This window comes from Pontibacter amylolyticus (assembly GCF_014638845.1).
Lineage (GTDB): Bacteria > Bacteroidota > Bacteroidia > Cytophagales > Hymenobacteraceae > Pontibacter > Pontibacter amylolyticus.
The window spans coordinates 57,844-83,025 of record NZ_BMFP01000003.1 but is presented as its reverse complement, the minus strand read 5'-3'; the positions used below and the strand labels follow the sequence as shown (position 1 = coordinate 83,025).

24 protein-coding genes are annotated in these 25,182 nt (G+C 52.9%); 15 read left to right on the top strand and 9 right to left on the bottom strand.

Annotated features, from left to right (window positions below):
• Nucleotides 1-65: 65 nt before the first annotated feature.
• The 5 genes from IEV97_RS08500 to IEV97_RS08480 form a co-directional block, all read right to left on the bottom strand.
• Nucleotides 66-1,712, bottom strand: a complete 1,647-nt coding sequence (locus IEV97_RS08500) for a M28 family metallopeptidase (RefSeq protein WP_188501098.1) — start codon at nucleotides 1,710-1,712, stop codon at nucleotides 66-68.
• 227 nt (nucleotides 1,713-1,939) lie between these two features.
• Nucleotides 1,940-2,572 carry a hypothetical protein gene (locus IEV97_RS08495; RefSeq protein WP_188501097.1) on the bottom strand — a complete coding sequence of 211 codons (633 nt, stop codon included), beginning with the start codon at nucleotides 2,570-2,572 and terminating at the stop codon, nucleotides 1,940-1,942.
• A gap of 342 nt (nucleotides 2,573-2,914) precedes the next feature.
• Nucleotides 2,915-5,215: a nitric-oxide reductase large subunit gene (locus tag IEV97_RS08490; RefSeq protein ID WP_188501096.1), complete on the bottom strand. Its 2,301-nt coding sequence runs from the start codon at nucleotides 5,213-5,215 to the stop codon at nucleotides 2,915-2,917.
• Nucleotides 5,216-5,288: 73 nt separating this feature from the next.
• Nucleotides 5,289-6,188 (bottom strand): hypothetical protein, encoded by a 900-nt coding sequence (locus tag IEV97_RS08485; RefSeq protein ID WP_188501095.1) that lies wholly within the window; start codon nucleotides 6,186-6,188, stop codon nucleotides 5,289-5,291.
• A gap of 63 nt (nucleotides 6,189-6,251) precedes the next feature.
• Nucleotides 6,252-6,623: a hypothetical protein gene (locus IEV97_RS08480; protein WP_229733866.1), complete on the bottom strand. Its 372-nt coding sequence runs from the start codon at nucleotides 6,621-6,623 to the stop codon at nucleotides 6,252-6,254.
• Nucleotides 6,624-6,813: 190 nt separating this feature from the next.
• Here IEV97_RS08480 and IEV97_RS08475 point away from each other — a divergent pair, with 190 nt between their 5' ends.
• The 15 genes from IEV97_RS08475 (at nucleotide 6,814) to IEV97_RS08405 (ending at nucleotide 20,687) form a co-directional block, all read left to right on the top strand.
• Complete coding sequence (locus IEV97_RS08475) at nucleotides 6,814-7,227, top strand: cupin domain-containing protein (RefSeq protein WP_229733865.1); 414 nt, start codon at nucleotides 6,814-6,816, stop codon at nucleotides 7,225-7,227.
• A gap of 233 nt (nucleotides 7,228-7,460) precedes the next feature.
• Complete coding sequence (locus IEV97_RS08470) at nucleotides 7,461-7,973, top strand: c-type cytochrome (protein WP_188501094.1); 513 nt, start codon at nucleotides 7,461-7,463, stop codon at nucleotides 7,971-7,973.
• 30 nt (nucleotides 7,974-8,003) lie between these two features.
• The gene (nosZ, locus tag IEV97_RS08465) at nucleotides 8,004-10,022 is read left to right on the top strand and encodes a Sec-dependent nitrous-oxide reductase (protein ID WP_188501093.1); all 2,019 of its coding nucleotides are present in this window, start codon (nucleotides 8,004-8,006) and stop codon (nucleotides 10,020-10,022) included.
• Nucleotides 10,023-10,130: 108 nt separating this feature from the next.
• On the top strand, nucleotides 10,131-10,733 hold the full coding sequence (locus IEV97_RS08460) for a hypothetical protein (RefSeq protein WP_188501092.1): 603 nt from the start codon (nucleotides 10,131-10,133) through the stop codon (nucleotides 10,731-10,733).
• On the top strand, nucleotides 10,730-11,197 hold the full coding sequence (locus IEV97_RS08455) for a nitrous oxide reductase accessory protein NosL (RefSeq protein WP_188501091.1): 468 nt from the start codon (nucleotides 10,730-10,732) through the stop codon (nucleotides 11,195-11,197). Before IEV97_RS08460 ends, IEV97_RS08455 begins: the two co-directional genes overlap by 4 nt.
• A complete protein-coding gene (locus IEV97_RS08450) occupies nucleotides 11,181-12,479 on the top strand; it encodes a nitrous oxide reductase family maturation protein NosD (RefSeq protein ID WP_188501090.1) in 1,299 nt (432 codons plus the stop codon). Before IEV97_RS08455 ends, IEV97_RS08450 begins: the two co-directional genes overlap by 17 nt.
• Complete coding sequence (locus IEV97_RS08445; RefSeq protein WP_188501089.1) at nucleotides 12,442-13,149, top strand: ABC transporter ATP-binding protein; 708 nt, start codon at nucleotides 12,442-12,444, stop codon at nucleotides 13,147-13,149. Before IEV97_RS08450 ends, IEV97_RS08445 begins: the two co-directional genes overlap by 38 nt.
• A 3-nt stretch (nucleotides 13,150-13,152) precedes the next feature.
• A complete protein-coding gene (locus tag IEV97_RS08440; RefSeq protein ID WP_188501088.1) occupies nucleotides 13,153-13,920 on the top strand; it encodes an ABC transporter permease subunit in 768 nt (255 codons plus the stop codon).
• A gap of 338 nt (nucleotides 13,921-14,258) precedes the next feature.
• Entirely contained in the window at nucleotides 14,259-14,759 is a 501-nt protein-coding gene (locus IEV97_RS08435) for a c-type cytochrome (protein WP_229733864.1), read from the top strand.
• A 16-nt stretch (nucleotides 14,760-14,775) separates the two neighbouring features.
• On the top strand, nucleotides 14,776-16,812 hold the full coding sequence (nosZ, locus tag IEV97_RS08430; RefSeq protein WP_188501087.1) for a Sec-dependent nitrous-oxide reductase: 2,037 nt from the start codon (nucleotides 14,776-14,778) through the stop codon (nucleotides 16,810-16,812).
• Between the two features lie 83 nt (nucleotides 16,813-16,895).
• Nucleotides 16,896-17,477 carry a hypothetical protein gene (locus IEV97_RS08425; RefSeq protein WP_188501086.1) on the top strand — a complete coding sequence of 194 codons (582 nt, stop codon included), beginning with the start codon at nucleotides 16,896-16,898 and terminating at the stop codon, nucleotides 17,475-17,477.
• Nucleotides 17,478-17,562: 85 nt separating this feature from the next.
• Nucleotides 17,563-17,961 carry a nitrous oxide reductase accessory protein NosL gene (locus tag IEV97_RS08420; RefSeq protein WP_229733862.1) on the top strand — a complete coding sequence of 133 codons (399 nt, stop codon included), beginning with the start codon at nucleotides 17,563-17,565 and terminating at the stop codon, nucleotides 17,959-17,961.
• Nucleotides 17,945-19,273, top strand: coding sequence for a nitrous oxide reductase family maturation protein NosD (locus IEV97_RS08415; protein WP_188501084.1), 1,329 nt, complete (start codon nucleotides 17,945-17,947; stop codon nucleotides 19,271-19,273). Before IEV97_RS08420 ends, IEV97_RS08415 begins: the two co-directional genes overlap by 17 nt.
• Complete coding sequence (locus tag IEV97_RS08410) at nucleotides 19,206-19,916, top strand: ABC transporter ATP-binding protein (protein ID WP_188501083.1); 711 nt, start codon at nucleotides 19,206-19,208, stop codon at nucleotides 19,914-19,916. Before IEV97_RS08415 ends, IEV97_RS08410 begins: the two co-directional genes overlap by 68 nt.
• A 3-nt stretch (nucleotides 19,917-19,919) precedes the next feature.
• Nucleotides 19,920-20,687 carry an ABC transporter permease subunit gene (locus IEV97_RS08405; protein ID WP_188501082.1) on the top strand — a complete coding sequence of 256 codons (768 nt, stop codon included), beginning with the start codon at nucleotides 19,920-19,922 and terminating at the stop codon, nucleotides 20,685-20,687.
• An 86-nt stretch (nucleotides 20,688-20,773) separates the two neighbouring features.
• Here the strand turns inward: IEV97_RS08405 and IEV97_RS08400 are convergent, their stop codons facing one another.
• The 4 genes from IEV97_RS08400 to IEV97_RS08385 form a co-directional block, all read right to left on the bottom strand.
• Nucleotides 20,774-21,004: a hypothetical protein gene (locus IEV97_RS08400; protein ID WP_188501081.1), complete on the bottom strand. Its 231-nt coding sequence runs from the start codon at nucleotides 21,002-21,004 to the stop codon at nucleotides 20,774-20,776.
• Between the two features lie 166 nt (nucleotides 21,005-21,170).
• Nucleotides 21,171-21,620, bottom strand: coding sequence for a 6-pyruvoyl trahydropterin synthase family protein (locus IEV97_RS08395; protein WP_188501080.1), 450 nt, complete (start codon nucleotides 21,618-21,620; stop codon nucleotides 21,171-21,173).
• Between the two features lie 6 nt (nucleotides 21,621-21,626).
• Complete coding sequence (locus IEV97_RS08390; protein WP_188501079.1) at nucleotides 21,627-23,432, bottom strand: hypothetical protein; 1,806 nt, start codon at nucleotides 23,430-23,432, stop codon at nucleotides 21,627-21,629.
• A gap of 272 nt (nucleotides 23,433-23,704) precedes the next feature.
• Complete coding sequence (locus IEV97_RS08385) at nucleotides 23,705-24,898, bottom strand: proline dehydrogenase family protein (RefSeq protein ID WP_229733861.1); 1,194 nt, start codon at nucleotides 24,896-24,898, stop codon at nucleotides 23,705-23,707.
• Nucleotides 24,899-25,182: the final 284 nt, after the last annotated feature.

Genomic DNA, 25,182 nt, shown 5'->3' with positions numbered 1-25,182 from the left:
GCGTCTTTTTTATTTAAAAACGAAAATCAATTGTCTAATTGTCCTTTGTCAAGAAGTCCAGTCCATTATTGGCGTCCAAAGCGGCTTCCGAAGAAATCGCCCTTCTTCCAGCTTGGTCGCTCGGCTGCATTCGCCACCTGGTAGCTGATCAGGAAATTCAGCTGGACGTATTTTTTGCCGGCGTCGAAGTCGAAGGTGCTCGTCACCTCGTCTTGTGGCAGGTGGTAGTGCACCTTGCGCCACTGCTCCACCTGCTTGTTCAGGTTGTTCTGTCCGTCTTTGGTTTTGTTGCCATACTTGATGTGCAGGGCAGGTATACCCTGCATCACGAAGCTGTACTGGTCGCTTCGGATAAAGCGCATCTGCTCCGGCTCCGGATCTTCCTCTACCGTCATGCCCAGATGGCGCGCGGCATTGGCCACCTCATTCTCCAGTGTTGAGTGGTTGGCGCCCAGACCCACCACCGACAGAAGCGGTGCGATGATGGTCGGCATGTCGGTGTTGATGTTGGCCACGATCTGCTCTTTCGGCACCGTTGGGTAGCGGGCAAAGTAGGCAGAACCCAGCAAGCCCATTTCCTCAGCAGTTACCATCACAAGCAGCACGGAGCGTTTCGGTTTCTCTTTCAGTCTGGAGTATACCTTGCCGATCTCAAGCACACTGGCCACCCCCGAGGCGTTGTCGTGCGCACCGTTGTAGATGGAGTCACCGTTTACGGGGCGACCTATACCTACGTGGTCGAGGTGAGCGCTGTGCACCACATATTCGTTCTTCAGCTGTGGGTCAGAGCCGGTGATCTTGCCGATCACGTTGTGGCTTTCAAAATCGTTGTAGTTGGAGGTATAGCTCGTGCGCAGGGTATGGGCGAGTGGGGTAGAAGCAGGCTTGCCCTGCTTCAGTTGCTCGCCTAGTTTGGCCATTTCTATACCTGTTCCTTTCAGCAGCTGTTCAAACGTGGCAGCGTTGATGTTGGCCAGCACACGGATCTTGTCCGACACGTAGTTGCGCGACACGGCCACTTTTCCGTTCGGGTCCATGACGCTGTAAGTACCGCGCTCGAGGTTGGCAACGCCCGCTTTGGGGTTGTCTGTCGCCACGATCACACCCACGGCACCTTTTTCGGCCGCGATCTTCAGCACCGTCATCATGTCGCGGCTGTAGGCCGACACCGTGGAAGGGAAGCTGGCAGGAGCGCCGCGCATCACCACCACGATTTTGCCGGTCACGTCTATACCTGCGTAGTCATCGTAGCCCAGGTCAGGGGCGCTGATGCCGTAGCCTGCGAACACGAGCGGGGCTTCTACACGCACCTCCGGTTCCTCAGCATGCGGGTATACCGAGAAGTCTTTGTTGTAGGTCAATTGTATTTCAGCACCCATTGAGTCGGCCAGCGTCATGCTGGCCTCTTTGCCTGGAAACGACTGGCGCAGGCGCACCAGCTGCAGGTAGGTGCCGTTCTCACCGCCAGGCTCTATACCTGCTTTCTGGTAGTGCTCCACCACATAGTCCACGGCCATCTGGTAGCCTTCCGTGCCGGGTTTGCGACCCAGCAGACGATCATCAGCCAGGTATTGGATGTGGGCTTTTATATCATTGGGCTTTACTTTTTTAAGCGATTTTTCAACCGGTTTGTCAAGCGCCAGCTTTTGGGCGAAGGCACTGCCTTGCAGCAAAAGACCGCAGGAAAGGGCCAGAAAGAGGAAGCGTTTCATTCAGATCAGTTTGGTTTAGTCACCAAATATAAGGGAAATGTAGGTATGGCACATACCTTTGTAGCTGCCCTTCAGGTATAGACTAGGGCTTTGGCGGCTGTTTTCTGCGTGATTTTCTTCGCTCTGCCCTCCCCAGATAAAAGGTCAGGATGGTGAGCAAGGTCAGGAAGAGCAGCAGGCTCAGAATCTTCATACCGCATGTTTGCTGGTTCAGGTATACGCTTGTCTTATTCGCTTTTGGTCTCCACCTGATGCACCAGGTAGCTGGTGAGTTTGTCCCACTGTAGTCCCTGGAAACCGGCCCAGCCACCTTCCGCGATCAGGGTGTTCAGCACGGAGCGGTTACCGGATTCTTCGCCCTGATTGTTGATGTATTCATTCTCGCCAATCTCGGAGGCAATGAGTTTTGTGCCCTGTAGTTCCACCCGAAAGGTACTGCTGGCTTCTTTGGTGAAAAAGTGCTTGGTAACTGCCTCCTCCTCGGCTGGTGGATTGGGTTTTTCGCTGGGGTGTACCGTAAACTCCGCCAGGTTGTCCTCCTGACGGATACTGGATACATTCACCCAGTTTTCTACATTGGAGGCCGGCAGCGTGATCTTTACATAATAACCAATCTCCGGTATCTCCGCCGTCGTCTTGCACCCTCGGTCATCGTACAGCTCAAAGGTGGAATTGATGCCCTCCAGTTTTGACCACAAATTCACATTAAACAGTTTTCTCTTTGACTCCTCAAAAGCCGCTCGCGCACTGGCCACATCCGGGTAGTCCTGTTCGTTCTGGTATCGCTTGTCTTTGGATTCGTCGCCCTTCAGCACGTTAATTTCCTCTTTTACTTTATCGACTATTTTCTTGATGCCCATGGTTTTTGGTTTTGTTGTTGAATAAATGATTGGGAATGATTCGGACGGGTTCTAACCTGTTGATCCCATTTGCCCGACATCCATGCCCAAGAGTTTACCTCAGGATCTGTAAATCCCCAAAGGCCATTACGTGTCACCACCTTCTAGCTAAACCTGCCTATACCTTACGCATAAACGGGACCTACGGTATAGGCTATTCCTGCATAGATCCTCGTGCTTCCCATGAAGCCACAGGTATAGGTGACAAAAAAAACAAGCCCTCCCACCAAAGGCAGAAGGGCTTGCAAGGAAAGGGTTTAGGTATAATGAGCTTTGTTTGGGAGCGTTGCTTTTAGGTATAGCTTAAGAACGCACCTGTTTTGCCGGAGCCTCCTCTTCGATCAGCGGTGTCACATCCTCGTCCTCTTCCAAAGACCAGCCGGTCTTGAGGCCGATGATGAACCAGGCCAGGGCCAGCACACCACCCGCAAAGATCGTATCACCGATCACTCGCAGCCAGCGCAGGACGTTCATCGTGTCGGTCTGCATGAATTCCATGGAGCGGGCGTACCACAGGCCGTGCTCCACACTCGCCCAGGTCTGCATCAAACCGATCGGCAGTACGCTGATGAGCACCATCAGGGCAAGGCCGATGTTGATGGACCAGAAAGCGAAGCTGATCACCCCGTTTTTCCAGCGGCGGCGCTTAGACAGCCCTTTGAGTACGAACAGCATCAGGCCGATTCCTAGCATGCCGTATACCCCGAAAAGGGCCGTGTGGGCGTGCACCGGTGTGGTGTTGAGGCCCTGCATATAATAGAGCGCAATCGGCGGGTTGATTACGAAACCGAACACACCGGCACCTACCAGGTTCCAGAAGGCCACTGCCACGAAAGAGTAGATCGGCCACTTATAAGCTCTGATCCAGAGCGTGAGCTTACTGATCTGCAGGTTGTGGTAGGCCTCGAAACCGATCAGTACCAGTGGCACCACTTCGAGCGCACTAAAGGTTGCACCCAAAGCCATTACAGCAGTCGGTGTGCCACTGAAGTAAAGGTGGTGAAAGGTGCCCAGGATGCCGCCGAACAGGAAGATGATGGTCGAGAACAGTACGGTAGTGGTAGCGATTTTGGTGTCGAGCAGTCCCATGCGCACGAACAGGAAGGCAATCACCACGGTGGCGAACACTTCGAAGAAGCCCTCAACCCACAGGTGCACCACCCACCAGCGCCAGTACTCGGCAATGGCCAGGTTCGTATGCTGTCCCCACATCAGGCCAGAAGCGTAGAAGATGGCAATGGCAGCCGAGGAGATCAGGAACATACCCAGCAGGTGGCGTCCCTCTACGTCGTTGCGGAAGGCAGGCAGGATGGCACGCACCATCAGGCCCAGCCACAGGAACAGACCCACTAGCAGGAAAATCTGCCAGAAGCGGCCCAGGTCCACATACTCATAGCCCTGGTGACCGAACCAGAAGTTCTCCGCATAGCCTAGTTTCTGCATGATGCCGTACCATTGACCAGCCAGTGAACCCGCCACAATGATCAGCAAGCAGACGAACAGGAAGTTCACACCCAGTTTCTGGAATTTCGGCTCATGACCCGACACGGCAGGCGCGATGTACAGACCAGTAGCCAGCCAGGAAGTCGCGATCCAGAAGATGGCCAGCTGCACGTGCCAGGTACGGGTAATGGAGTAAGGGAGATACTCAGCCAGCGGGAAGCCATACAAAGCCTGACCTTCCACGCCGTAGTGCGCCGAGACAACCCCAAGTGTCACCTGCACGAGAATCAGCGCAGTCACAATCCAGAAATACTTCAGCGTCGCTTTCATAGAAGGCGTGGCCGTCAGGCCAAGCAATGGATCCTGCTTCGGCAGTTTCGAGTGGTCGATCTCCTCTTCGCGGTTAGACGCATAATAATAGGCCAGCATCCCCACACCCGCGATCAGGATGATCACCGAGAAACCGGTCCAGATGATAAGATCGGAGCTAGGCTCGTTGGCCACCAGTTTCTCGGCGGGCCAGTTGTTGGTATAGGTGATCTTTTTGCCCGGACGTTCCGTCACGCAGGCCCAGGATGTCCAGAAGAAGAAGGTGTTGAGCTTTTCCATTCGCACCGGGTCTTCCACGGTATTGTCCTTCATGGCGTAGGCATCGCGGTGCTTCGCCAATGCCGGGTCGTTCATGAACAGACCGGTGTAGTGCTTGCCCACTTCTGCAATCGCCTCGGCACGCAGATCCGACACGGTCAGTATACCTGTCTCCGGATCATAAGTGTTAGCACGGATCTGCTTCTGCAGACGGGCCTCCAGCATGGCCTTTGTCTCTTCGTCCAGGTCGTCATAGAGCACGCCCTTTTCCTGCTGTGCCCAGTAGTCGAGGAAGTACATAGCTTCTTTGTGCAGCCAGTCGGCACTCCAGTCAGGGGCGATGTAGGCGCCGTGGCCCCAAACTGAGCCCAGCTGCTGGCCGCCCGTCGACTGCCACACGTTTTGTCCGTCTTTGATGTCATCTCCTGTAAACAGGACTTTTCCGGAAGTGGTGACCACTTTGGCAGGTATAGGTGGTGCTTCTCTGTAAATCTCGATACCGTAGTATCCGAGAACGGCGAAGGAGCCGACTATCACGGCAATGAACCCCAGCCATAGGTTTCTGTATTTCATAAAGGGTAAAAATTTGAGTGGTTTATATTGAATTAGAGTTGAGAATTATAGCCGGGATTCCTGCCATGGTCTTTTAGAACATGTAAGTAAGGTTGATCATGCTGCGACGCTTGCCTTCGGTGTGGTGGTGCGCCTCGGTACTGCTTACAGGCAGTTGCAGGGTGCCGCCTACCGCGATGTTTTTCACATACACGCTCAGGCCCAGGTTAGTGAAGAAAGAGTCGCCGCCTTTCTGCAGGTTGGGAGCCCCTTCGTATTGGTCACCCTCGGCATGCTCGTAGTACACACCCGCGCTCGGCAGCAGCGAGATGCCCTTCACATTTTGCCAGTAAAACAGGTTGGAAGCAGCGCTGACGCGATCGCCAAAGCGATAACCATTGCTGTTCTCGTTGTTGAAGCGGTAGGTAGCGTCGTTGCTCAGGCCCAGTTGCTTGTAGCGGATGGTATACATACCGTTCACGAGGTAGTCAGTGGTGCCGGTGCCGGGCTGCATGTTGGGAGCCAGCTGCTCACCATTTTCCTGGTTGCGGTAGGCGCCTGTAGCCAGTTTCACGCCGCCACCCACCTGCAGGGTGTGCTTCAGGTTACGGTCCATTCTGTCGCCGGTGTTGATGATCGAGTAGTTGGCCATCAAGGTCACATCCCCGAAGCCTCTGCTGGTGATGGTATGGTGACCACCTGCCTGCTCGTTGAGCATGTAAGGTACAAAGGCGAAGACCTGCACATTTTTGACCGGTACGAAGCGGCCCCACAACTCGGCGGTGGCAAAATGTTCCTCAGTTACCTGCACGTGGTGGCCGTGCGTGGCGGTAGTGGTGTAGGAGCGTGTGGTATAGCGCAGTCCCACAAAGTTTTTATGGAATTGAGGCAGAATGCCCATGTAACTGCCGCCCATGGTGCAGCCTTTGTCGCAGGCTCGGCTGCTGATGTTGATCGATAAAAGGGCAATGATGATCAGGAATATCTTTTTCATGACTTGGTTCTCTTGAAATGTTAAATAAAAAGGGTGGCACCGAAGAGGCGCCGGTGTCAGGAGTTAAGCCATGAAGCTTGGGGGATGGAAGATGGAAAAATCCGGAGAGGCATAAACACCGGCCAGGTATAGGCAGCGTTCGTTTTCCTCTTCCTGAGGTATGGCAAGGGCCAAATGAAGCATTTCTGCCTTATATACCACCATGTCGACTGTGCGTTGCTGGCGTGGCGCCTCCTTTTTTCGCTCCGTGTCTTTTTTGAGCTCTTTGCGGAGATGGCACTTGCCCTGGCAGTCAGAGCCAGGTATAAACCTGTTCTCGCAAAGCTCGCTGGCGATGTAATCCCTGTTGAGTTGGTATACCATCATAATGCCCTGCTTGCTCAGGGGCTGCACCAGCACACACAGCACACACAATATAATAGCAAGCCGTTTCATGGTATTCTCAATTCATTTGTTTTTGAACTGCTGCAAAGGTCTTACTGGGTGGCAAGGAGAAAAATGACATAGGTCATTAATAAAAGAGACAAAGGTCTTCTATTAAAAGACAGGCCGGGGATACCTTTGTGCAAGGTTAAGGCTACCGAAAGCAGCTATACCTGACCCACTCTTAATAATACAGAGCCACATGAAAGAAGAAGCAGACAAGGCACCCCAATCCGGCAGCTCTCAGGGCAGCGGGAGTGACAGGGCTTTACTCACCACAGACCTTACCGCCCTGGCGCTTGTGCTGAAGGAGGAAGAGAACTGGGAAAAGATCGGGCGAGGGTCCAGGACGATCCTCAAGTCCGAAACACTGCGCATCCTGCTGAACGTGATGAAGGCGGGATCTGAAATAAAACCGCACCAGGCGCCGGGGCCCATCAGTGTGCAGGTAATCGAAGGCCGGATCCGATTCAACACTGAAGCGGAGTCGGTGGAGCTGGCGAAAGGACAAATGCTGACGCTGCAGGCGCATGTGCGACACAGCGTCGAGGCGCTGGAAGAGGGCGCGTTTCTGCTGACCGTTTCCCCGCTTCCCTCCAAAGCCCAGGCAACTTGAGTGTCAGTCTTAAAAAGATTTACAGCTCCGCGTGTATATTTCAAAGGCAAAAGCGAAAAAGATGACGAAGGTCACTATTAAAAGAGATAAAGGTCTTTTATTAAAAAGCACATCAGAAATACCTTTGTAATGTAAATGAATGCCAAAAAGTACCCAGTAACGAGAGGTCAGCACTTGAAACACGAAACACCCAAAGCAGGATCTGACTCTCACAGTGCAAAACAGTAAAAACCATGAAATCCAAAAAACAAAAAACAACCATGATGAAATCCATCAAATCCGCTGCTTTACTTTTTCTTGCTGCGCTGGTATTCTACAGCTGCTCTTCTGACAACACCGCCACTACTGAAGCAACTCAGGAATCAGGCCTGGCCCATCAGGCGCCTGCCGCCCCAGTAGAGGATGACGGAAAAGGTATCGGACCTATCACATCAGTTGAAGTAGGAGCGGAAGTAGACGAGGCACTGGCCTCTCAGGGCAAATCCATTTTCGAAGGCAAGTGTTCTGCCTGCCACCAGCTCACTGACCAGAAAATTGTTGGCCCGGGCTTGCTGGGAGTAACAGAGAAGCGCAAGCCGGAGTGGGTAATGAACATGATCATCAACCCGGAGGAGATGACCAAGAAGGACCCTACTGCCAAGAAACTGCTGGCTGAGCACTTAACCCAAATGACCAACCAGAACATCAACGAGACAGACGCCAGAGCCCTGCTTGAGTTCCTGCGTCAGAACGACAAAAATTCCTAATCCAAAAAAACAGCAAAAACCATAACCACGATGAAATCATTATTCACCACCATCAAAAAAGCAGCTCCTGCTGCGGCCTTTACGCTGGCACTGGCCGGCGGTGCGGTACTGCAGGGTTGCAGCAGCGGACCTGGCGAAGGTAGCGCCACGGCTGCAGGTGTTGCCTCAGACGCTGCGCAGGCAGTGTACGTAGCCCCTGGCAAGCATGACGAGTACTACTCTTTCCTGTCAGGCGGTTTTAACGGACAGATGTCTGTGTACGGACTTCCTTCCGGCCGACTGCTGAAGATCATTCCGGTGTTCACGCAGCACGGCGAGAACGGCTACGGCTACAACGAGGAGTCCAAGGCCATGCTCAACACCTCACACGGTTTTGTGCCCTGGGACGACTTGCACCACCCGAAATTGTCACGCACCAACGGTATGACCGACGGTCGTTGGCTGTTTGCCAACGGTAACAACACCCCACGTGTGGCCCGTGTCGACCTGACTACCTTCGAGACAGTAGAGATCATGGAGATCCCGAACTCTGCCGGTAACCACTGCTCGCCATACCCAACCGATAACAACGAGTATGTGATTGCAGGTACACGCTTCTCTGTGCCACTCGATATGAAAGGCGGCACAGCTGACGTGAGCATGGACGAGTACAAGGACAAGTTCCGCGGTTCTATCTCCTTCATTAAGGTGGACCAGGAGAAAGGTGACATGGAACTCGACTTCCAGATCCTGGTACCAGGGTTCGACTACGACCTGGCCAACGGTGGCAAAGGCCCGTCTTCTGACTGGGTGTTCTTCACCACCTATAACACAGAACGTTCAGGTACACTGAAAGAACTGGGTGCATCGCAGAACGACCGCGACTACCTGGCTGCTGTGAACTGGAAACTGGCTGCCAAGTATGCCGCAGAAGGCAAGGCGAAGGAAATGCCAGCCTACTACTACCACAACAAAATGGACAAGGATACGCACATCGCCAAGTCTACAATTAAGAAGACGGTTCGCTACCTGCTTCCGGAGGACTGCCCTGGTATGATGTACCTGATCCCTGCGCCTAAGTCACCACACGGTATCGACGTGGACCCAAGCGGCGAGCACATGGTCGTGAGCGGTAAACTGGCTGCCACCATCCCGGTGTTCTCTTTCTCTAAAATGCAGGAAGCCATCAAGAACAAGTCTTTCGACGGCGAGATCAACGGTATCCCAGTGTTCAAATACGAGTCTGTGCTGAAAGCAGAAGTGCCGGAGCCAGGTCTTGGACCATTGCACACCGAGTTTGACGGAAAAGGCAACGCCTATACCTCCATGTTCGTGTCTTCTGAGATCGTGAAATGGAAATTGAGCGACTTCACCGTAGTGGACAGAATGCCGGTTTACTACTCAGTTGGTCACTTGATGATCCCTGGTGGTGACACGCACACTCCTGATGGCAAGTACCTGGTAGCGATGAACAAGATCACCAAAGACCGCTACCTGCCAACCGGTCCTGAGCTGGCGCACTCTGCCCAGTTGATCGACATCAGCGGCGAGAAAATGCGCATGCTCCTTGACTTCCCGACCGTAGCTGAACCGCACTACGCACAGGCTATTAAAGCTGAGAAAGTAGCGCCTAACAGTGTGAAATTCTACGACCTGGCCAAGAACAAGCACCCACATGCGGTGAAGAAAGAGTCTGACGCCAGCGTGACCCGCGAAGGCAACGTCGTGAGAGTGAAAATGACGGCCATCCGTAGCCACATGACCCCGGACAACATCGAAGGTGTGCAGGTAGGTGACACCGTACTCTTCCACGTGACCAACCTCGAGCAAGACTGGGACGTACCGCACGGCTTCGCGGTGATGGGCGCCAACACAGCCGAAACGCTGATCATGCCGGGCGCTACGCAAACGCTGCGCTGGGTACCGAAGAAAGCCGGTGTGTTCCCATTCTACTGCACCGACTTCTGCTCTGCACTACACCAGGAAATGCAAGGTTACATCAGAGTATCTCCTAAGGGATCTCCTGTGCCGATTTCCTTCTCTACAGGCAAAAAGAAGCCTGCTGCTTAACCAGAAGGTATAATTAACCAGAAGTTAAAAGCTGGGCAAAACAAAAGCGGAGGTTGCCCAAAGCAGCCTCCGCTTAATTTTTAAATTTTCACCTTAAACTAAAAAAGGATGAAAGCTTACCACAAAGTGCTGATGATGATAGCCTCGCTGTCTCTCGGTTTGTTATTCCTCTTCCCGATGTGGAAGATCTACCTCAAAGCTCCACAGTATCCGGAAGGACTGGAGATGCATATCTGGGTGAACAAGATTTCAGGTGACACGGATGGAGCGATCCAGAACTTCAATATTCTAAACCACTACATCGGTATGGAGCCTATCCACGCCGACTCTTTCGCCGAACTCAAGATCATGCCTTACATCGTCATCTTCTTTATGGTGGCAGGTATACTGGTAGCCCTGCTGGGCAACAGAAAACTGGTCCTCTCCTGGACCGTGCTGCTGATGATAGGCGGCGCTGTAGGTATAGCCGACTTCTACCTGTGGCTGGTTAAATTCGGTACCAACCTCGACCCGACTGCCCCGATTAAAGTACCCGGTATGACTTATGTGCCACCACTGCTCGGAAACAAGACACTGCTCAATTTCGAAGCCTTGTCGCTGCCCGCTTTGGGTAGCCTGGGAATAGGATTGGCCATACTGCTGGCAGGCCTGGTATTCTACTTCAGCCGCAACACGGTGCAAGTGAAAACAGCTAAGAGAGTAATGGCATGAAATCACTGAACCTATACCTGAGCTGCCTGGTGCTTTTGGTCATACTGCTGCTGGCCGGTTGCCAGGTAGAGCCAAAGCCCATCGCCTACGGTGAGGTGAACTGCACCCACTGCCAGATGACTGTTTCGGACAACCGGTATGGCGCAGAGCTGGTCAATGACAAAGGCAAGGCGTTTTACTTCGATTCAGCCGAGTGCCTGGCCCAATACCTAGACCAAAACCCGGAGCAGGCAGAAAAAGCCGCCTTTGTGCTGGTGACAGATTTCACAAAGCCAGGCGAACTGATCGACGCACGAAGCGTCAGTTTTATACAGAGCAAAGAACTCCCAAGCCCGATGGGCATGTTCCTGACCGCTGTGGCCGATCAAGCCGCAGCCACTAAAATGCAACAGGAAGTAGGCGGTCGCCTGCTGAACTGGGAAGAGGCTCTGATAGCCGTAAAGAACAATGAAAAACCTGAGTAAATATTTAGTAGTTTGGTCAGCATGCGCTTTGGTGTGGCTGCTGGGTAGCCCTGTGGCACTCGGCGATACACTAAAGGTATGCAACACCTGTGAGTACCACTCCGTGAAAGAGGCCGTCAGGCAGGCGAAAGCCGGCGATGTGGTGCTCGTGGATGGAGGCGTATACCTGGAGTCAGGTATAGAAATCACCCGGCCCATCAGTTTGATCGGGCGCAACAACCCGGTGATTGACGGCCGCAACAGCGGTCAGATCATCACCATCAAATCCTCCAATGTGAAGTTAGAGGGCTTCACCATTCAAAACGTGGCCGTGAGCTACATGCGCGACGACGCCGCCATCCGGGTGGCCGACCGCGAGAACATCCAGATTCTCAACAACACCGTGCTCAACACCTACTTCGGGATATACCTGCAGAACGCTGACAACAGCGTGGTGAAGGGCAACGTGGTGAAAGGGGAGAACACCGGCAAGATCGAATCCTCACTCGGCAACGCCATACACGTGTGGCGCACCGACGGAGCTGAAATAAGCAACAACAAAGTAGAGGGACACCGGGACGGTATCTATTTTGAATACGTCACCAACAGCCGGGTGCACAGCAACATCAGCGAGCGCAACAACCGTTACGGGCTGCACTTTATGTTCTCGGATGGCAACGTGTACACCCACAATACTTTCAGCAAGAACGGGGCCGGCGTGGCGGTGATGTATACCCGCAACGTTCGCATGGAGCACAATACCTTTGAGGACAACTGGGGGGCAGCCGCCTACGGACTCCTCCTGAAGGATATCTCACAGAGTGTAATCCTCAACAACACGTTCCGCAGAAACACCACCGGCATCTACATGGAAAGTTCCAGCCGGCTCGACATCACCAGCAACGACTTCGACCGCAACGGTTGGGCCATACGCCTGCTGTCCAGCTGCATTCAGGATACGTTCCGGCTCAACAACTTTACCGGCAACTCCTTTGATGTGAGCACCAACGGCAGCCCGACCATGAACCTGTTCGAGAACAACTACTGGGACAAATACAGTGGCTACGACCTCGACAAAGACAAGATAGGCGATGTGCCCTACCGGCCGGTGAGTCTGTACTCCATGCTGGTAGAGCGGGTGCCGCCTTCGGTGATGTTTATGCGCAGTTTTATGGTAGACCTGATGGATAGTATTGAGCGGGTGCTGCCGAGTTTTATACCTGAAAGTCTGGTCGATGACCGACCTCAAATGAAGAAGATAAATCATGATAGCGATAGAAAACTTGTCCAAAACCTACGGTAAGCTGGTTGTGCTCGATAACCTGAGCGTGAACTTTGACGGCGGCCGTGTAGTATCCATAATCGGACCGAACGGGGCAGGCAAAACCACCATGAGCAAGTGCATCCTGGGCATGGTGCTGCCCGACAGCGGCGACATTAAATTTAACGGGGAGAGCGTGCTGAATAAGTTCGCCTATCGCAGCCAGATCGGCTACATGCCCCAGATCGGGAAGTACCCCGAGAACATGAAGATCCGGCAGGTGATCGAGATGGTGCGCGACATCCGCAAAGACGCCACCGTGATTGACGAAGAACTGATTGGCCTCTATGGCCTCCAAAATATGTATGACAAAAGAATGGGCTCCCTGTCGGGCGGCACGAAGCAGAAAGTGAGTGCGGCACTGGCCTTCATGTTCGACCCGCAGGTGCTTATTCTCGATGAACCAACCGCCGGTCTGGATCCGATCTCGGCGGAGATACTCAAGTGTAAGATCCTGAAAGAAAAGAAAAAGGGCAAGCTCATCCTGATCACCTCACACATCATGAGCGAGGTGGAGGAAGTGGCCGACGAGGTGATGTGCCTGATGGACGGCGCCGTGAAATTCCACGACACGATCTCCGGTATCAAGCAGAACACCAACGAGGAGCGCCTGAGCCGTGCCATTGCCAAAATTATGAATGAAGAGGACTAGACCATGAACAAGATCATCAAGTACGTACTGTATGACATTATCCGGAACAAGATCGTAGTGGCCTATACCTTGTTCCTGCTGTTGCTTTCCATCGGCCTTTTCAACCTGGGCAGTAGTCCGGACAAGGGTCTGCTGAGTTTGCTGAACCTGGTGCTGCTGACCGTGCCCCTGATCAGCATCGTTTTTGCTACCACCCACTTCTACAACTCCTACGAGTTCATGGAGCTGCTGGTGTCCCAACCCATCAAACGCAGCAAGATCTTCATGAGTGAGTACCTGGGCGTAACCTTGTCCTTGTCAGCCGCGATCCTGATTGGCATAGGTATACCGGTATTGCTGTTCGCCCCGGGCGCCACAGGTCTGTACCTGGTGCTGACGGGCGTGTTCATCACCTTCATCTTCGTGGCCTTGGCTTTTCTGGCCTCGGTCATCACCCGCGACAAGGCCAAAGGTATAGGTATAGCCCTGCTGCTCTGGTTCTACTTCGCCCTGATCTACGACGGCATCGTGCTCTTCATCCTCTACTCCTTCGGCGACTACCCATTGGAGTACGCCACCCTGGCGCTGACGGCGCTGAATCCGGTGGACCTGGGCCGCATCATGGTGCTGCTCAACCTGGACGTGTCGGCGCTGATGGGCTATACGGGTGCCCTTTACAAGAGCATCTTCGGCAGCATGTGGGGGATTGGCCTATCGTTTGGTGTGATGGTGCTGTGGGTATTTATTCCTTTGCTGAGCTCCAGAAGGGTGTTTCAGAAGCGGGACCTGTAAGAAATAACACATCCCCGTTTCTGCATAATAAAAACTAACAGTGTTTGTGTGCAAAAGAGCGCAGGTCGAAGGGCCGGCGCTCTTTTGCGTTTTAGCCAAAGCCTTTCTCGACCGGTTAGGGAGTTCTTCTACTTCCGGATTTCCGCCTCCGCAGACAGGAAAAGTGTTAAAAACTAAGCAGTTGGAGCATGCTGGAAGGGCATAGGAAACGCCTCCGGAATAAACCGTAAGCACTATAGTGCGTACACAATCGCAGTAATGTTTAATAGTAATCCAACTAAACCATCAAAACTATGACAAATCAGTCTTATTCATTAAACAAATTACTGCGAGATCAATTGCCTGGATCTATCAGGTATGGCGTTGTGGCCCTTTTTTGTGGCACTCTGCTTTTTAGTTGTTCATCAGGTGATAATGAAAAAAATGCAACTGAGTCACAGGAGCAAACCGGGCTGGCTCACCAGCAGGAGCAGGCCCCTGTAGAGGATGATGGCAAAGGTATAGGACCAGTTTCTTCGATAGAAGTAAGTGAGAACATTGATGATGCCCTGGCCGCTGAGGGAAAGACAATATTTGAAGGGAAATGTTCTGCCTGCCACCAGCTCACTGACCAGAAAATTGTTGGCCCTGGCTTGTTGGGTGTAACAGAAAAACGCAAGCCGGAGTGGATCATGAACATGGTGATCAACCCGGAGGAGATGACCAAAAAAGACCCCACCGCCAAAAAACTATTGGCTGAGCACCTGACGCAAATGACCAACCAGAACATTAACGAGCAGGACGCACGCGCTATACTGGAGTTCTTAAGACAGAATGACCTCCAGGCACAAGGAAAATAATTAAACCCTAGAGATCATGAAAGTAATTGACCGCAAATTCAAAATGACAGCACCCGGCATTGGCGTTTTGTTTACGCTGATGGCGGGTGTGGTACTGCAGGGATGTGGAGGAGGGGAAGGAAGTCAGAAATCAGATGCAGTGGACTCTGAGGCCTCAAGTGCAGTTTATGTTCCACCAGGACAGCACGACGAGTATTATTCTTTCCTTTCTGGAGGTTTTAACGGGCAGGTATCAGTATACGGCCTTCCTTCGGGCAGGCTGCTGAAGGTAATTCCAGTTTTCTCCCAGTTTGCCGAAAACGGCTACGGCTACAACGAGGAAACAAAACCAATGCTGATGACCTCGCATGGTTTTGTGCCCTGGGATGACCTGCACCACCCGAAGCTGTCGCGAACCGATGGTCTGGCGGATGGTAAGTTCCTTTATGTGAACGGCAACAACACGCCACGTGTGGCAAAAGTGGATCTGACTACTTTTGAAACAGTGGAGATCATGGAAATACCGAACTCTGCCGGTAACCACTGCTCGCCATACCCTACCAACAACAACGAATACATTCTGGCCGGTACCCGTTTCTCGGTTCCACTCGATCTGGAAAAAGGTGGAATGGGAGATGCAAGTCTGGAGGAGTATAAAGACAAGTTCCGCGGCTCTATCTCTTTCATCAAAACAAATGAAGAGGACGGCCACATGGAGCTGGACTTCCAGGTGCTGGTGCCCGGTTTTGACTATGACCTGGCTAACGGTGGTAAAGGACCTTCTGAGGATTGGGTATTCTTTACGACTTACAACACGGAGAGAGCCCGTACCTTGAAGGAACTGGGCGCCTCGCAAAACGACCGCGACTACCTGGCGGCCATTAACTGGAAACTGGCTGCCAAGTATGCAGCAGAAGGAAAGGCGCATGAGATGCCAGCCAACTATTACCACAACACGATGGACCACGGTTCGCACATCGCAAAGTCTAACGTTATAAAAAAGGTCCGTTACCTGCTACCAGAAGAATGCCCGGGCATGATGTACCTGATTCCGGCGCCTAAGTCGCCGCACGGCATCGACGTGGACCCGACAGGGGAGTACATGGTGGTGAATGGTAAGCTGGCTTCGTCATTGCCGGTGTTCTCCTTCTCTAAAATGCAGAAAGCCATCGAGAACAAGGACTTTGACGGTGAGGTGAACGGTATTCCGGTATTCAAGTACGAGTCTGTACTATACGGCGAAGTAAAAGAGCCGGGCCTGGGACCATTGCACACCGAGTTCGACAACAAAGGCAACGGTTACTCTACCATGTTCGTGTCATCGGAAGTGGTGAAGTGGAATGTGAAAGACCTGCAGGTATTGGATAGAATTCCGGTTTATTACTCGCCGGGCCATCTAATGATTCCGGGTGGCGATACCAAGGAGCCAAACGGCAAATACCTGGTGGCCATGAACAAGATCACCAAAGACCGCTACCTGCCAACCGGACCTGAACTGGTACACTCTGCCCAACTGATCGATATCAGCGGCGAGAAAATGAGGCTGCTGCTAGACTTTCCGACCCTGGCTGAACCGCATTACGCGCAGGCCATTGCGGCGGATAAAGTGGCGCCAAATAGCGTCAAGTTCTTCAAACTTGGTGAGAACACCCACCCGGACGCCGTGAAAAAGGAGTCGGACGTGAGTGTGACGCGCAATGGCAGGACAGTGAAAATTAAAATGACCTCCATCCGAAGCCACTTTACACCAGACAACATCGAAGGTGTGCAGGTAGGCGATACCGTTATCTTCCACGTGACCAACCTCGAGCAGGACTGGGACGTGCCGCATGGATTTGCCGTGATGGGTGCTAACAACTCAGAGGCCCTGATCATGCCGGGCGCCACGCAGTCGCTGCGCTGGGTGCCGAAGCAGGCAGGCGTATATCCGTTCTACTGTACGGACTTCTGTTCCGCCCTCCACCAGGAAATGCAGGGCTATGTGCGGGTGTCGCCAAGGGGATCTAACGTTCCCATCAAGTTCTCGACTGGCGAGAAGCGACCGGTTCCACCGGCCCAGGCAAGTGTTAACTAAGATTAGCTGATTGTGAAGGACAGCGGAGTTTGTTAAAACCAGGCTTCGCTGTCTTTTTATACCTCCGAACTAAATAGGAAAAGATGCGCATATACCTGAGAATATTGATGGTAGTGGCAGCTTTGTCACTAGGCACACTGTTTTTTTTCCCAATGTGGAAGATATACTTGGAGGCGCCGCAATATCCCGAGGGATTAGAACTGCACATCTGGATAAACAAATTGGGCGGCAGCTCGGACCACGTGCTGCAGAATTTCAATATCCTGAATCACTACATCGGAATGGAGGCCATTCACCCCGAATCTTTTGCCGAGCTCAAGTATATACCCTATATTGTCATTTTCTTTATGGTGACGGGCGTGATCGTGGGGCTGCTTGGCAGGAGGAATCTGGTGCTGTACTGGGTTATCCTGTTGGCTGTAGCTGGCGCTGTCGGTATTGCCGACTTCTACTGGTGGCTGTACAAATTCGGAACCAACCTCGATCCGACTGCTCCGATCAAAGTACCAGGCATGACGTATATTCCGCCCCTGCTGGGCCACAAAGCACTACTCAACTTCAATGCGCTCTCGCTGCCCGCCTGGGGGAGCATAGGCATCTTCCTGGCTATCGTCATAGGCGGACTCGTATACCTATTGAGCAGGCGTAAAATCAATTCTACTTAACCCGAAAATCTTCGACATGTTACACAATCCCACCCTTTACACACTGAGCCTCCTACTCCTACTTTTTGGAACTGCGGGCTGCTCAGTGGAGCCAAAACCTGTGCCTTATGGTGAGGCCAATTGCACCCATTGCCAGATGACCGTGTCGGACAACCGGTATGGCGCTGAACTGGTGAACGACAAAGGAAAGGCTTTTTACTTCGATGCGGCCGAGTGCCTGGCGTCTTATACCCTGGAACAGGCTGAGATAAGCGACAAAGCGGCTTATCTGCTGGTAACAGACTTTGCCAACCCGAATACACTGATTGAGGTGGACAAGGCGCACTTTCTGCAAAGCGCAGAACTGCCCAGTCCCATGGGCATGTTCCTGACTGCTGTGGCGGACGAGGCGACGGCCAACAAGATGCAACAGGAGTATGGGGGCCGCCTGCTGAACTGGGAGGAAGTTAAACAAGCCGTAAGAAATAATGAAAGACCCGAGTAAACATATCATCATCTGGACGGCATGCGCCTTCGTGCTGCTGCTGACGAGCCTGCAGGCTGTCGGTGGCACACTAAAGGTGTGCTCTACCTGCGAGTACCGCTCCGTGAAAGAGGCCGTCAGCAAGGCGAAAGCCGGCGATGTGGTGCTTGTGGATGGAGGCACGTACAAAGAGTCAGGTATAACCATCACCCAACCCATCCGCCTGATCGGGCAAAACAACCCGGTGATAGACGGCAACAACAGCGGCCAGATCATTACGGTGGCTTCTGACAATGTCACGATCCAGGGCTTCACGCTGCAAAACGTGGCTACCAGCTATACCCGCGATGATGCGGCCATCCGGGTCAGGCAGCAGAACAATATCCGGATACTGAACAATACCATCCTGAAGACCTACTTCGGGATATACCTGCAGTACTCGGACAGTATCGTAATTAAAGACAACGTGATAAAGGGGGAGAATCTGGGCAAGACTGAGTCCTCGCTTGGCAACGCCATCCACCTTTACTACACAGATGACGTGCAGATCATCGGGAATGATGTGCAGGGCCACCGGGACGGCATCTACCTGGAGACGGTGAAGAACAGCAAGGTAGTGCGTAACACCAGTCGCCAAAACATGCGCTATGGCCTGCACTTCATGTTCTCGGATAACAACGTGTACACACATAACACCTTCCGGAAGAACGGTGCCGGTGTGGCCGTGATGTATACCACCAACGTCCACATGGAGTATAACACCTTCGAGGACAACTGGGGTGCCGCCTCCTACGGGCTCCTCCTGAAAGAAATAAACAACAGTTTTATTCACAACAACATTTTCCGGCGCAACACCACCGGTATACACATGGAAAGCTCCAGCCGCCTGGATTTCAAAAACAATGACTTTGAGCGCAACGGCTGGGCTATCAAATTGATGACCACGTGTATAGATGATACTTTCCGGTTGAACAACTTTACTGGTAACTCTTTTGACATCAGTACCAACGGGAATGCGCAGCACAATTACTTTGAGCACAACTACTGGGACAAGTACACGGGTTACGACCTGGATAAAGACGGCGTAGGCGATGTGCCGTACCGGCCGGTGAGTCTGTACTCCATGCTGGTGGAGCAGGTGCCGCCTTCCATCATGTTCATGCGCAGCTTTATGGTAGACCTGCTGGACAACATGGAAAAAGTAATGCCGAGTATCATCCCCCAAACCCTGGTTGACGAACAGCCGCTAATGAAGAAGATAGATCATGATAACAATAGAGAATTTGTACAAGTCCTACGGCAAACTGCAAGTGCTCCGTGGCGTGAGCGTTGAGCTCGAAGAAGGTAAAGTGATATCGATCATAGGCCCGAACGGGGCAGGCAAGACCACCATGAGCAAGTGCATCCTGGGCATGGTGCTGCCCGACAGCGGCGATATCAAAATAAACGGCGAGAGTGTGCTCAAAAAGCACCTCTACCGCAGCCAGATCGGCTACATGCCCCAGATCGGGAAGTACCCGGAGAACATGAAGATCCGGCAGGTGATCGAGATGGTGCGCGACATCCGCAAAAAGGCCGCCGTTGACGAAGAACTGATCGGTTTGTACAGGCTGGAAGAGATGTACGACAAAAGAATGGGCTCCCTGTCGGGCGGCACGAAGCAGAAAGTAAGCGCCGCGCTGGCCTTCCTCTTCGACCCGCAGATCCTGATTCTGGACGAACCTACTGCCGGCCTCGACCCGATCTCGGCGGAGATTTTGAAAGGCAAAATCCTGAAAGAGAAAAAGAAAGGAAAGCTGGTGCTCATTACCTCGCATGTGATGAGCGAGATTGAGGAAGTGGCCGATGAGATACTCTGCCTGGTAGACGGCAACGTGATGTTCTATGAAACTATTTCTGACCTGAAGGCGCAAACGCAGGAAACACGCCTGAGCCGCGCGGTCGCTAAAATCATGAACGAAGGGAGGATGCAATAAGCCATGAACAAGATCATCAAGTACGTACTGTATGACATTTTGCGCAGCAAGATCATCGTCGCCTATACCTTGTTCCTGCTGTTGCTCTCCATCGGCCTTTTCAACCTGGGCGGCAGCCCGGACAAGGGTTTGCTGAGTTTGCTCAATCTGGTGCTGCTGACCGTGCCCCTGATCAGCATAGTCTTCGCCACCACCCACTTCTACAACTCCTACGAGTTCATGGAGCTGCTGGTGTCGCAGCCTATCCGCCGCAGCAAGATCTTCATGAGTGAGTACCTGGGCGTGTCCCTCTCGCTATCCGCCGCTTTTCTGATCGGCGTAGGTATACCGGTATTGCTGTTCGCGCCGGGCGCCACAGGCCTGTACCTGGTGCTGACGGGTGTGTTCATCACCTTCATCTTCGTGGCCCTGGCCTTCCTGGCCTCGGTCATCACCCGCGACAAGGCCAAGGGTATAGGTATAGCGCTGATGCTCTGGTTCTACTTTGCCCTGATCTACGACGGCATCGTACTCTTCATCCTTTACTCCTTTGGCGACTACCCGCTTGAGTACGCCACCCTGGCGCTGACGGCGTTGAATCCGGTGGATCTGGGCAGGGTGATGGTGCTGCTCAACCTGGATGTCTCGGCCATGATGGGCTACACGGGCGCTTTGTACAAGAGCATCTTTGGTAGCGGGTGGGGCGTGGGCATCGCCTTCATGATACTCGTGCTCTGGGTGCTCGTACCCCTGCTGGTTTCCAGAAGGGCCTTCACCAGAAGGGATCTGTAGGGCTGGCAGATCAGTAACATACCTGAGTTACACCCCACAAAAAATCCCCGCCTTGCGAAAGCCGGGGATTTTTTATGCCTGTTAGGCTATTGTTGAGTCGTATCGGTTGTGTTCGATACCGTGTCTACGTCGAAGGCCGCGGTGTCGTCCTGCATATCAAGTTGTGGGCTTACCTCTTCACCAGCTCCGATTTCTACGCTTTCATCTATTGTTTCAGCGTCACGTGTATTGGCGTCATCGGCGGTGTCGCGTGTGGTGTTGTCAGAACTACAGGAGAAGAAGAAAATACCAACAAAAATTATAAGTGTCTTTTTCATAGTCGTACGTATTGGTTTAAACTCTCTAAAACGAGTTTAAAGTGGCTTCGTTTCAAAGTATCGTGCTGAAAACCAGTTACAACCTGATGGAGGAGACACAAAAAAGCCGCCCCGTTCATGACCTAAGTCAGGCGAACAGGGCGGTTTTGAAGGGAAGGATTCTTGGCTATACGTTATCCGCTGCGTACCATTCTGCAAAGGACTTCTCCGTTTCCCAAAGCTTGAGGCTGTGCAACTCCACGTAATCCGGCAGCAAGTGCTTGATCCGCTGTTTGAAATCAATCAGCATGTTCTCGCAGGTCGGTTGAAACGGCGTGAGCACCAGTTTATGATCCAAGTGGCGGAGCGCCTCTACCAACTCCAGCGGCGCGTCCTGACGGAGCAGTAACGCATGGTCGATCGGGTCGATGATGGTCTCCTGGACGATCTTTTTGAGGTCCTTGAAGTCCATTACCATGCCGTCATTCGGGTGCATCTCGCTCACGATGGGAGTGCCGATAATGGTTACTTCGAGCCTATAGGAATGCCCGTGAATGTTGCGGCAACCACCCTTGTAATTCTGCAGGGCGTGCGCGGCTTCAAACGTGAACAGGCGGGTTAATCGTATTCTACTCATGTGCTGTTAGATTTTCTGATTCGCCAGTTGCAACTGGTTCTCAGCCTCCAGTAATTCATTCAGCATCAACACACGCTTCTCCAATTGGTCTTTGAAAAGCGTCGGCACCAGTTCTTTGTAATAGGCTATACCTTGCTGCAGGTTCTGCCAGAAGCTCTGCAGGTATTTCTCCTGCTTATCGGTCATGGTCTCCTGCAGTTCAGCCTTCTTGTTCTTCCAGTATTGTACGTACATGCTGAGCTCGTTGATGAACACATGCGGACGATAGGTGTTGTTCAGCACGTTCACGCGGCCGTAGATATGGTCGACCATTTCCTGCAGTTTGAAGATGTTGGAGAAGTAAGCCAGGTTGGGACCAGGGCAGATCGCGACAGGGCGTGAGGCAACGGCTTTGCGGCTGATGCCAAACTTCAGCAGAGCAGTGTTGGCCAAGCCTTCGCAGAGGCATTCTTTTTCCAGCACTTTAGCTTCAGCCGCTTTGTACTCGGCTTCCGGCATCCCCATACCTTGCAGTTCCACCAGTTTGTTGCGCTGGTACTTGCGGGAGGCAGTGCAGATCGGTTCTTTGGTGAACTCGGTGTTGGAGACCAGGTGCTTCTTTTCGCAGGGACTGCCCGGCTTGCCTTTTTCAATGCGCGCCAACGTAAGCGCCTCGGAGGTAGTGCCACGCAGGGAATTGAACGGTACGCCAAGCGGGGAGATCGGACTCAGGTATAGGTCTTCTTTTTTCGCACGGGCCAGCTTCTCCATGGTGTCCGCATCGACCGTGGTGGCTTCGGGTACGAGCAAAAACGGCGTGCCCCATCCGGCGGCGTCCATGCCATAGTGCTCCAGCAAAAAGTTGTGCTCGTCCGCCGTGCCGATGCCGCCCTGCACGGTAATGTGCATGGTAGGCGCAGTGTCAGGTACAGCAAGGCCTTTAGCCGCGAGGTTGTTGCTGAACAAGGTATAGAGCTCGTCCTGCATGGCCTGTCGGTTTTGCTTGAACTCCTCCAAAATTGGGCCGAGTAAGTAACCGTCGGTTGCGAAGGCGTGGCCACCGCAATTCAGACCAGACTCGATGCGGAACTCCGATACCCAAATGCCTTTCTTGGCCAGTATCTTGCCCTGCACGAAAGCCGAACGGTAGTCGCTCACTTTGATCACCACTTGCTTTTCTATGTGGCCGTTTTTATTTGGGAAGAAGCACGGGAATTGCTCCAGGTAACTGTAGAGGCGCATGTTCATACCTGCCGAGAAAATCACTGAAGCATGCACTGTGCTTTTGGCAAAACCACGCAGCGCCGCCAGCGCGTCGGAGTACTCCGATGGCAGCGGATTGCCGTCTTTGTCGTAATTGGTTTTGTCGAGCTTCGTCATGATGTTCACATCGATGCTTCCGGGCACCACCGCCTGCCGTAACTCATCCTGCATGATTCTTTTCAGCTCCGGGTTGCTGGTCTGCAGCATTTTCCGGTACATCGCCTTCAACGGGGCATTGTCAGGCAGCAGCAAAAAATACTTGGTCAGGCGCGATTCCGAGTCAAAGGGCTCCTGTTTCAGCGCCTGTACCTGGAGTTTCACGATGCGGTCGGCCAGGTTCAGGTAGGCCGTTATGCGACGGGCACGGTAGTCTTCTTCTTTTGGCGTGATCGGCGTGAAGGGTTCCTGGTATACCTGGCTGTAATATTCACGCATCTGCTCGATCAGGGTGTCGTCGCTGAGCGAGACAACCGAAGAGATACCATACTGCGCCACTTTCATGGGCGAATCGATGGAAAAGGCCAGGCCCATTACTGGGATGTGGAAGGTGTGCGGTGTGTTTTTGATCATGAATGAAAATGCTGTATCGGGTTGATTTAACCTCCCCCCAGCTCCCTCCTAAAAACAGGAGGGGGAGTTGAGAGTCTTTATTTATTCCTTTCTTTTTACTTTTTGACCTCGCTCGCGTCCCGCGACTGTGAGTTATCCAGTGACGTCCCGCCACTTGTGCCGATAGGCACAGATACTAGCGGCCAGAGTCCGCCGAGTAACTCACACTCGCCAGAGGCGAGCGAGGGTGTACTAACTCCCTCCCCTGTTTTTAGGGGAGGGTCGGGGAGGGGTTAAAGTCCCCTCCGTTTTATCTCCGCCTCCAGCAAGCTCAACTCCCGACCCATTTGCCCGGCGATGGATGTGTTTTCCTCCGCTCTCCTGATCATATAAGGCAGGGTAGTAGCTACGTCGCCGTAAGGCAGGTATTTGGAGGCGTTGAAACCGGCGTTGGCCAGGTTGTAGGTCAGGTTGTCGCTCATGCCGTAGAGCTGCGAAAAGTGGATGCGCTTCTGGTGGTCGGCTATACCCTGGCGGTTGATCTGGTTGACAAGGTAGCGGGTGCTGGCTTCGTTGTGCGTAGCAGCACAAAGCTCCACGCGGTGCAGGTTCTGCAGGCAGATGTCAATGGCCCCGTCAAAGCTGCGGTCGGTGTCAGCTTTGATGTGGAAGACCGGGCTCGGATAGCCATGCTCGGCGGCCCGTTCTTGTTCTTTCTCAATGTAGGCGCCGCGCACGATTTTTATACCCAGTATCACATCGTAGCCTTCGCTTCGCTTGAGCAGATCGGTGAGGTAGGCGATGCGGTCGGTGCGGTACATCTGCAAGGTGTTGAACACCACGGCGCGGTGTTCGTTGTAGCGCAGCATCATTTTCTCGGCCAACTCGTCCATGGGCTGCTGCAGCCAGCTTTCTTCCGCGTCAAGGTATACCGTAATGTTGGCTTCGTAAGCGGCCTTGCAAATGATATCCAGGCGACTCTCCGTACGCTGGAAAGCGGCCTGTTCTTCTGTAGTGAGTGGCGCGCCTTCCTGCAGTTTTTGGAAAATATCGCGGGAGCCTATACCTGTCAGCTTCACGCTGATGTAAGGGATCTCGCCTGTCACTTTTGCCAACCGGATGTTGCGCATGATCTCGTCGAGCACATGGTCGAACCCGGCTTCGTCTTCCTTGGCTTCGGCGGCATAGTCGAGCACGGTGTGTACCCTGGCGTTGGCCATGCGGCGGATGGCGCGCTGGGCCTCCTGTGCTGTTTCGCCCCCGCAGAAGTGGCTGTAAATGGTGCCTTTCACGAGACCCTTGATCGGAAGTCCCAGCTTGAGCGCCCAGACCGAGGCGACACCGCCCAACTTCACCAAAGTGGGTTTGCCCATCATCTTAAAAAGGAAGTAGGCGAGTTTGAGCTCCTTGTCCGTTTTGTTGCTGAAGGCGATCTTCAAATCGTTCGGGTCGAAAGTGCTGGTCGGTTGTATGGTTGTCGTACTCATGTATGTGGCTGTTCTTTGGATGAATGTGTTTCTAATTCAGGTATGGCATTTTATATGGTGAGCAAGGTGCAGCGTATGTGTACCGTCAGCAGGGCAAAGCCTGCGACTGGTATAGTTGACGAATGAGCGCGTGAACCACCAAATAATCGATACAGCATGGCAGGTAAATTTGAGCCTGGATGAAGGCACAAGTTAGCCCTGTTCCTACACCCCGAAAATGAGTATAGTTAGTCCAAATAATGACATAGATCATTTTATGTGTATTTGTTTTTACAGCTGAAATA

Bases quoted from the DNA above. Each gene is read 5' to 3' on its own strand.
- IEV97_RS08450 (WP_188501090.1), top strand. From the start codon at position 11,181: ATGAAAAACCTGAGTAAATATTTAGTAGTTTGGTCAGCATGCGCTTTG.
- IEV97_RS08445 (WP_188501089.1), top strand. From the start codon at position 12,442: ATGATAGCGATAGAAAACTTGTCCAAAACCTACGGTAAGCTGGTTGTG.
- IEV97_RS08460 (WP_188501092.1), top strand. From the start codon at position 10,131: ATGAAAGCTTACCACAAAGTGCTGATGATGATAGCCTCGCTGTCTCTC.
- IEV97_RS08390 (WP_188501079.1), bottom strand. From the start codon at position 23,432: ATGATCAAAAACACACCGCACACCTTCCACATCCCAGTAATGGGCCTG.
- nosZ (WP_188501093.1), top strand. From the start codon at position 8,004: ATGAAATCATTATTCACCACCATCAAAAAAGCAGCTCCTGCTGCGGCC.
- IEV97_RS08455 (WP_188501091.1), top strand. From the start codon at position 10,730: ATGAAATCACTGAACCTATACCTGAGCTGCCTGGTGCTTTTGGTCATA.
- IEV97_RS08425 (WP_188501086.1), top strand. From the start codon at position 16,896: ATGCGCATATACCTGAGAATATTGATGGTAGTGGCAGCTTTGTCACTA.
- IEV97_RS08490 (WP_188501096.1), bottom strand. From the start codon at position 5,215: ATGAAATACAGAAACCTATGGCTGGGGTTCATTGCCGTGATAGTCGGC.
- IEV97_RS08395 (WP_188501080.1), bottom strand. From the start codon at position 21,620: ATGAGTAGAATACGATTAACCCGCCTGTTCACGTTTGAAGCCGCGCAC.
- IEV97_RS08470 (WP_188501094.1), top strand. From the start codon at position 7,461: ATGAAATCCAAAAAACAAAAAACAACCATGATGAAATCCATCAAATCC.
- IEV97_RS08440 (WP_188501088.1), top strand. From the start codon at position 13,153: ATGAACAAGATCATCAAGTACGTACTGTATGACATTATCCGGAACAAG.
- IEV97_RS08500 (WP_188501098.1), bottom strand. From the start codon at position 1,712: ATGAAACGCTTCCTCTTTCTGGCCCTTTCCTGCGGTCTTTTGCTGCAA.
- IEV97_RS08485 (WP_188501095.1), bottom strand. From the start codon at position 6,188: ATGAAAAAGATATTCCTGATCATCATTGCCCTTTTATCGATCAACATC.
- IEV97_RS08475 (WP_229733865.1), top strand. From the start codon at position 6,814: ATGAAAGAAGAAGCAGACAAGGCACCCCAATCCGGCAGCTCTCAGGGC.
- IEV97_RS08400 (WP_188501081.1), bottom strand. From the start codon at position 21,004: ATGAAAAAGACACTTATAATTTTTGTTGGTATTTTCTTCTTCTCCTGT.
- nosZ (WP_188501087.1), top strand. From the start codon at position 14,776: ATGAAAGTAATTGACCGCAAATTCAAAATGACAGCACCCGGCATTGGC.
- IEV97_RS08385 (WP_229733861.1), bottom strand. From the start codon at position 24,898: ATGAGTACGACAACCATACAACCGACCAGCACTTTCGACCCGAACGAT.
- IEV97_RS08415 (WP_188501084.1), top strand. From the start codon at position 17,945: ATGAAAGACCCGAGTAAACATATCATCATCTGGACGGCATGCGCCTTC.
- IEV97_RS08480 (WP_229733866.1), bottom strand. From the start codon at position 6,623: ATGAAACGGCTTGCTATTATATTGTGTGTGCTGTGTGTGCTGGTGCAG.
- IEV97_RS08495 (WP_188501097.1), bottom strand. From the start codon at position 2,572: ATGGGCATCAAGAAAATAGTCGATAAAGTAAAAGAGGAAATTAACGTG.
- IEV97_RS08410 (WP_188501083.1), top strand. From the start codon at position 19,206: ATGATAACAATAGAGAATTTGTACAAGTCCTACGGCAAACTGCAAGTG.
- IEV97_RS08405 (WP_188501082.1), top strand. From the start codon at position 19,920: ATGAACAAGATCATCAAGTACGTACTGTATGACATTTTGCGCAGCAAG.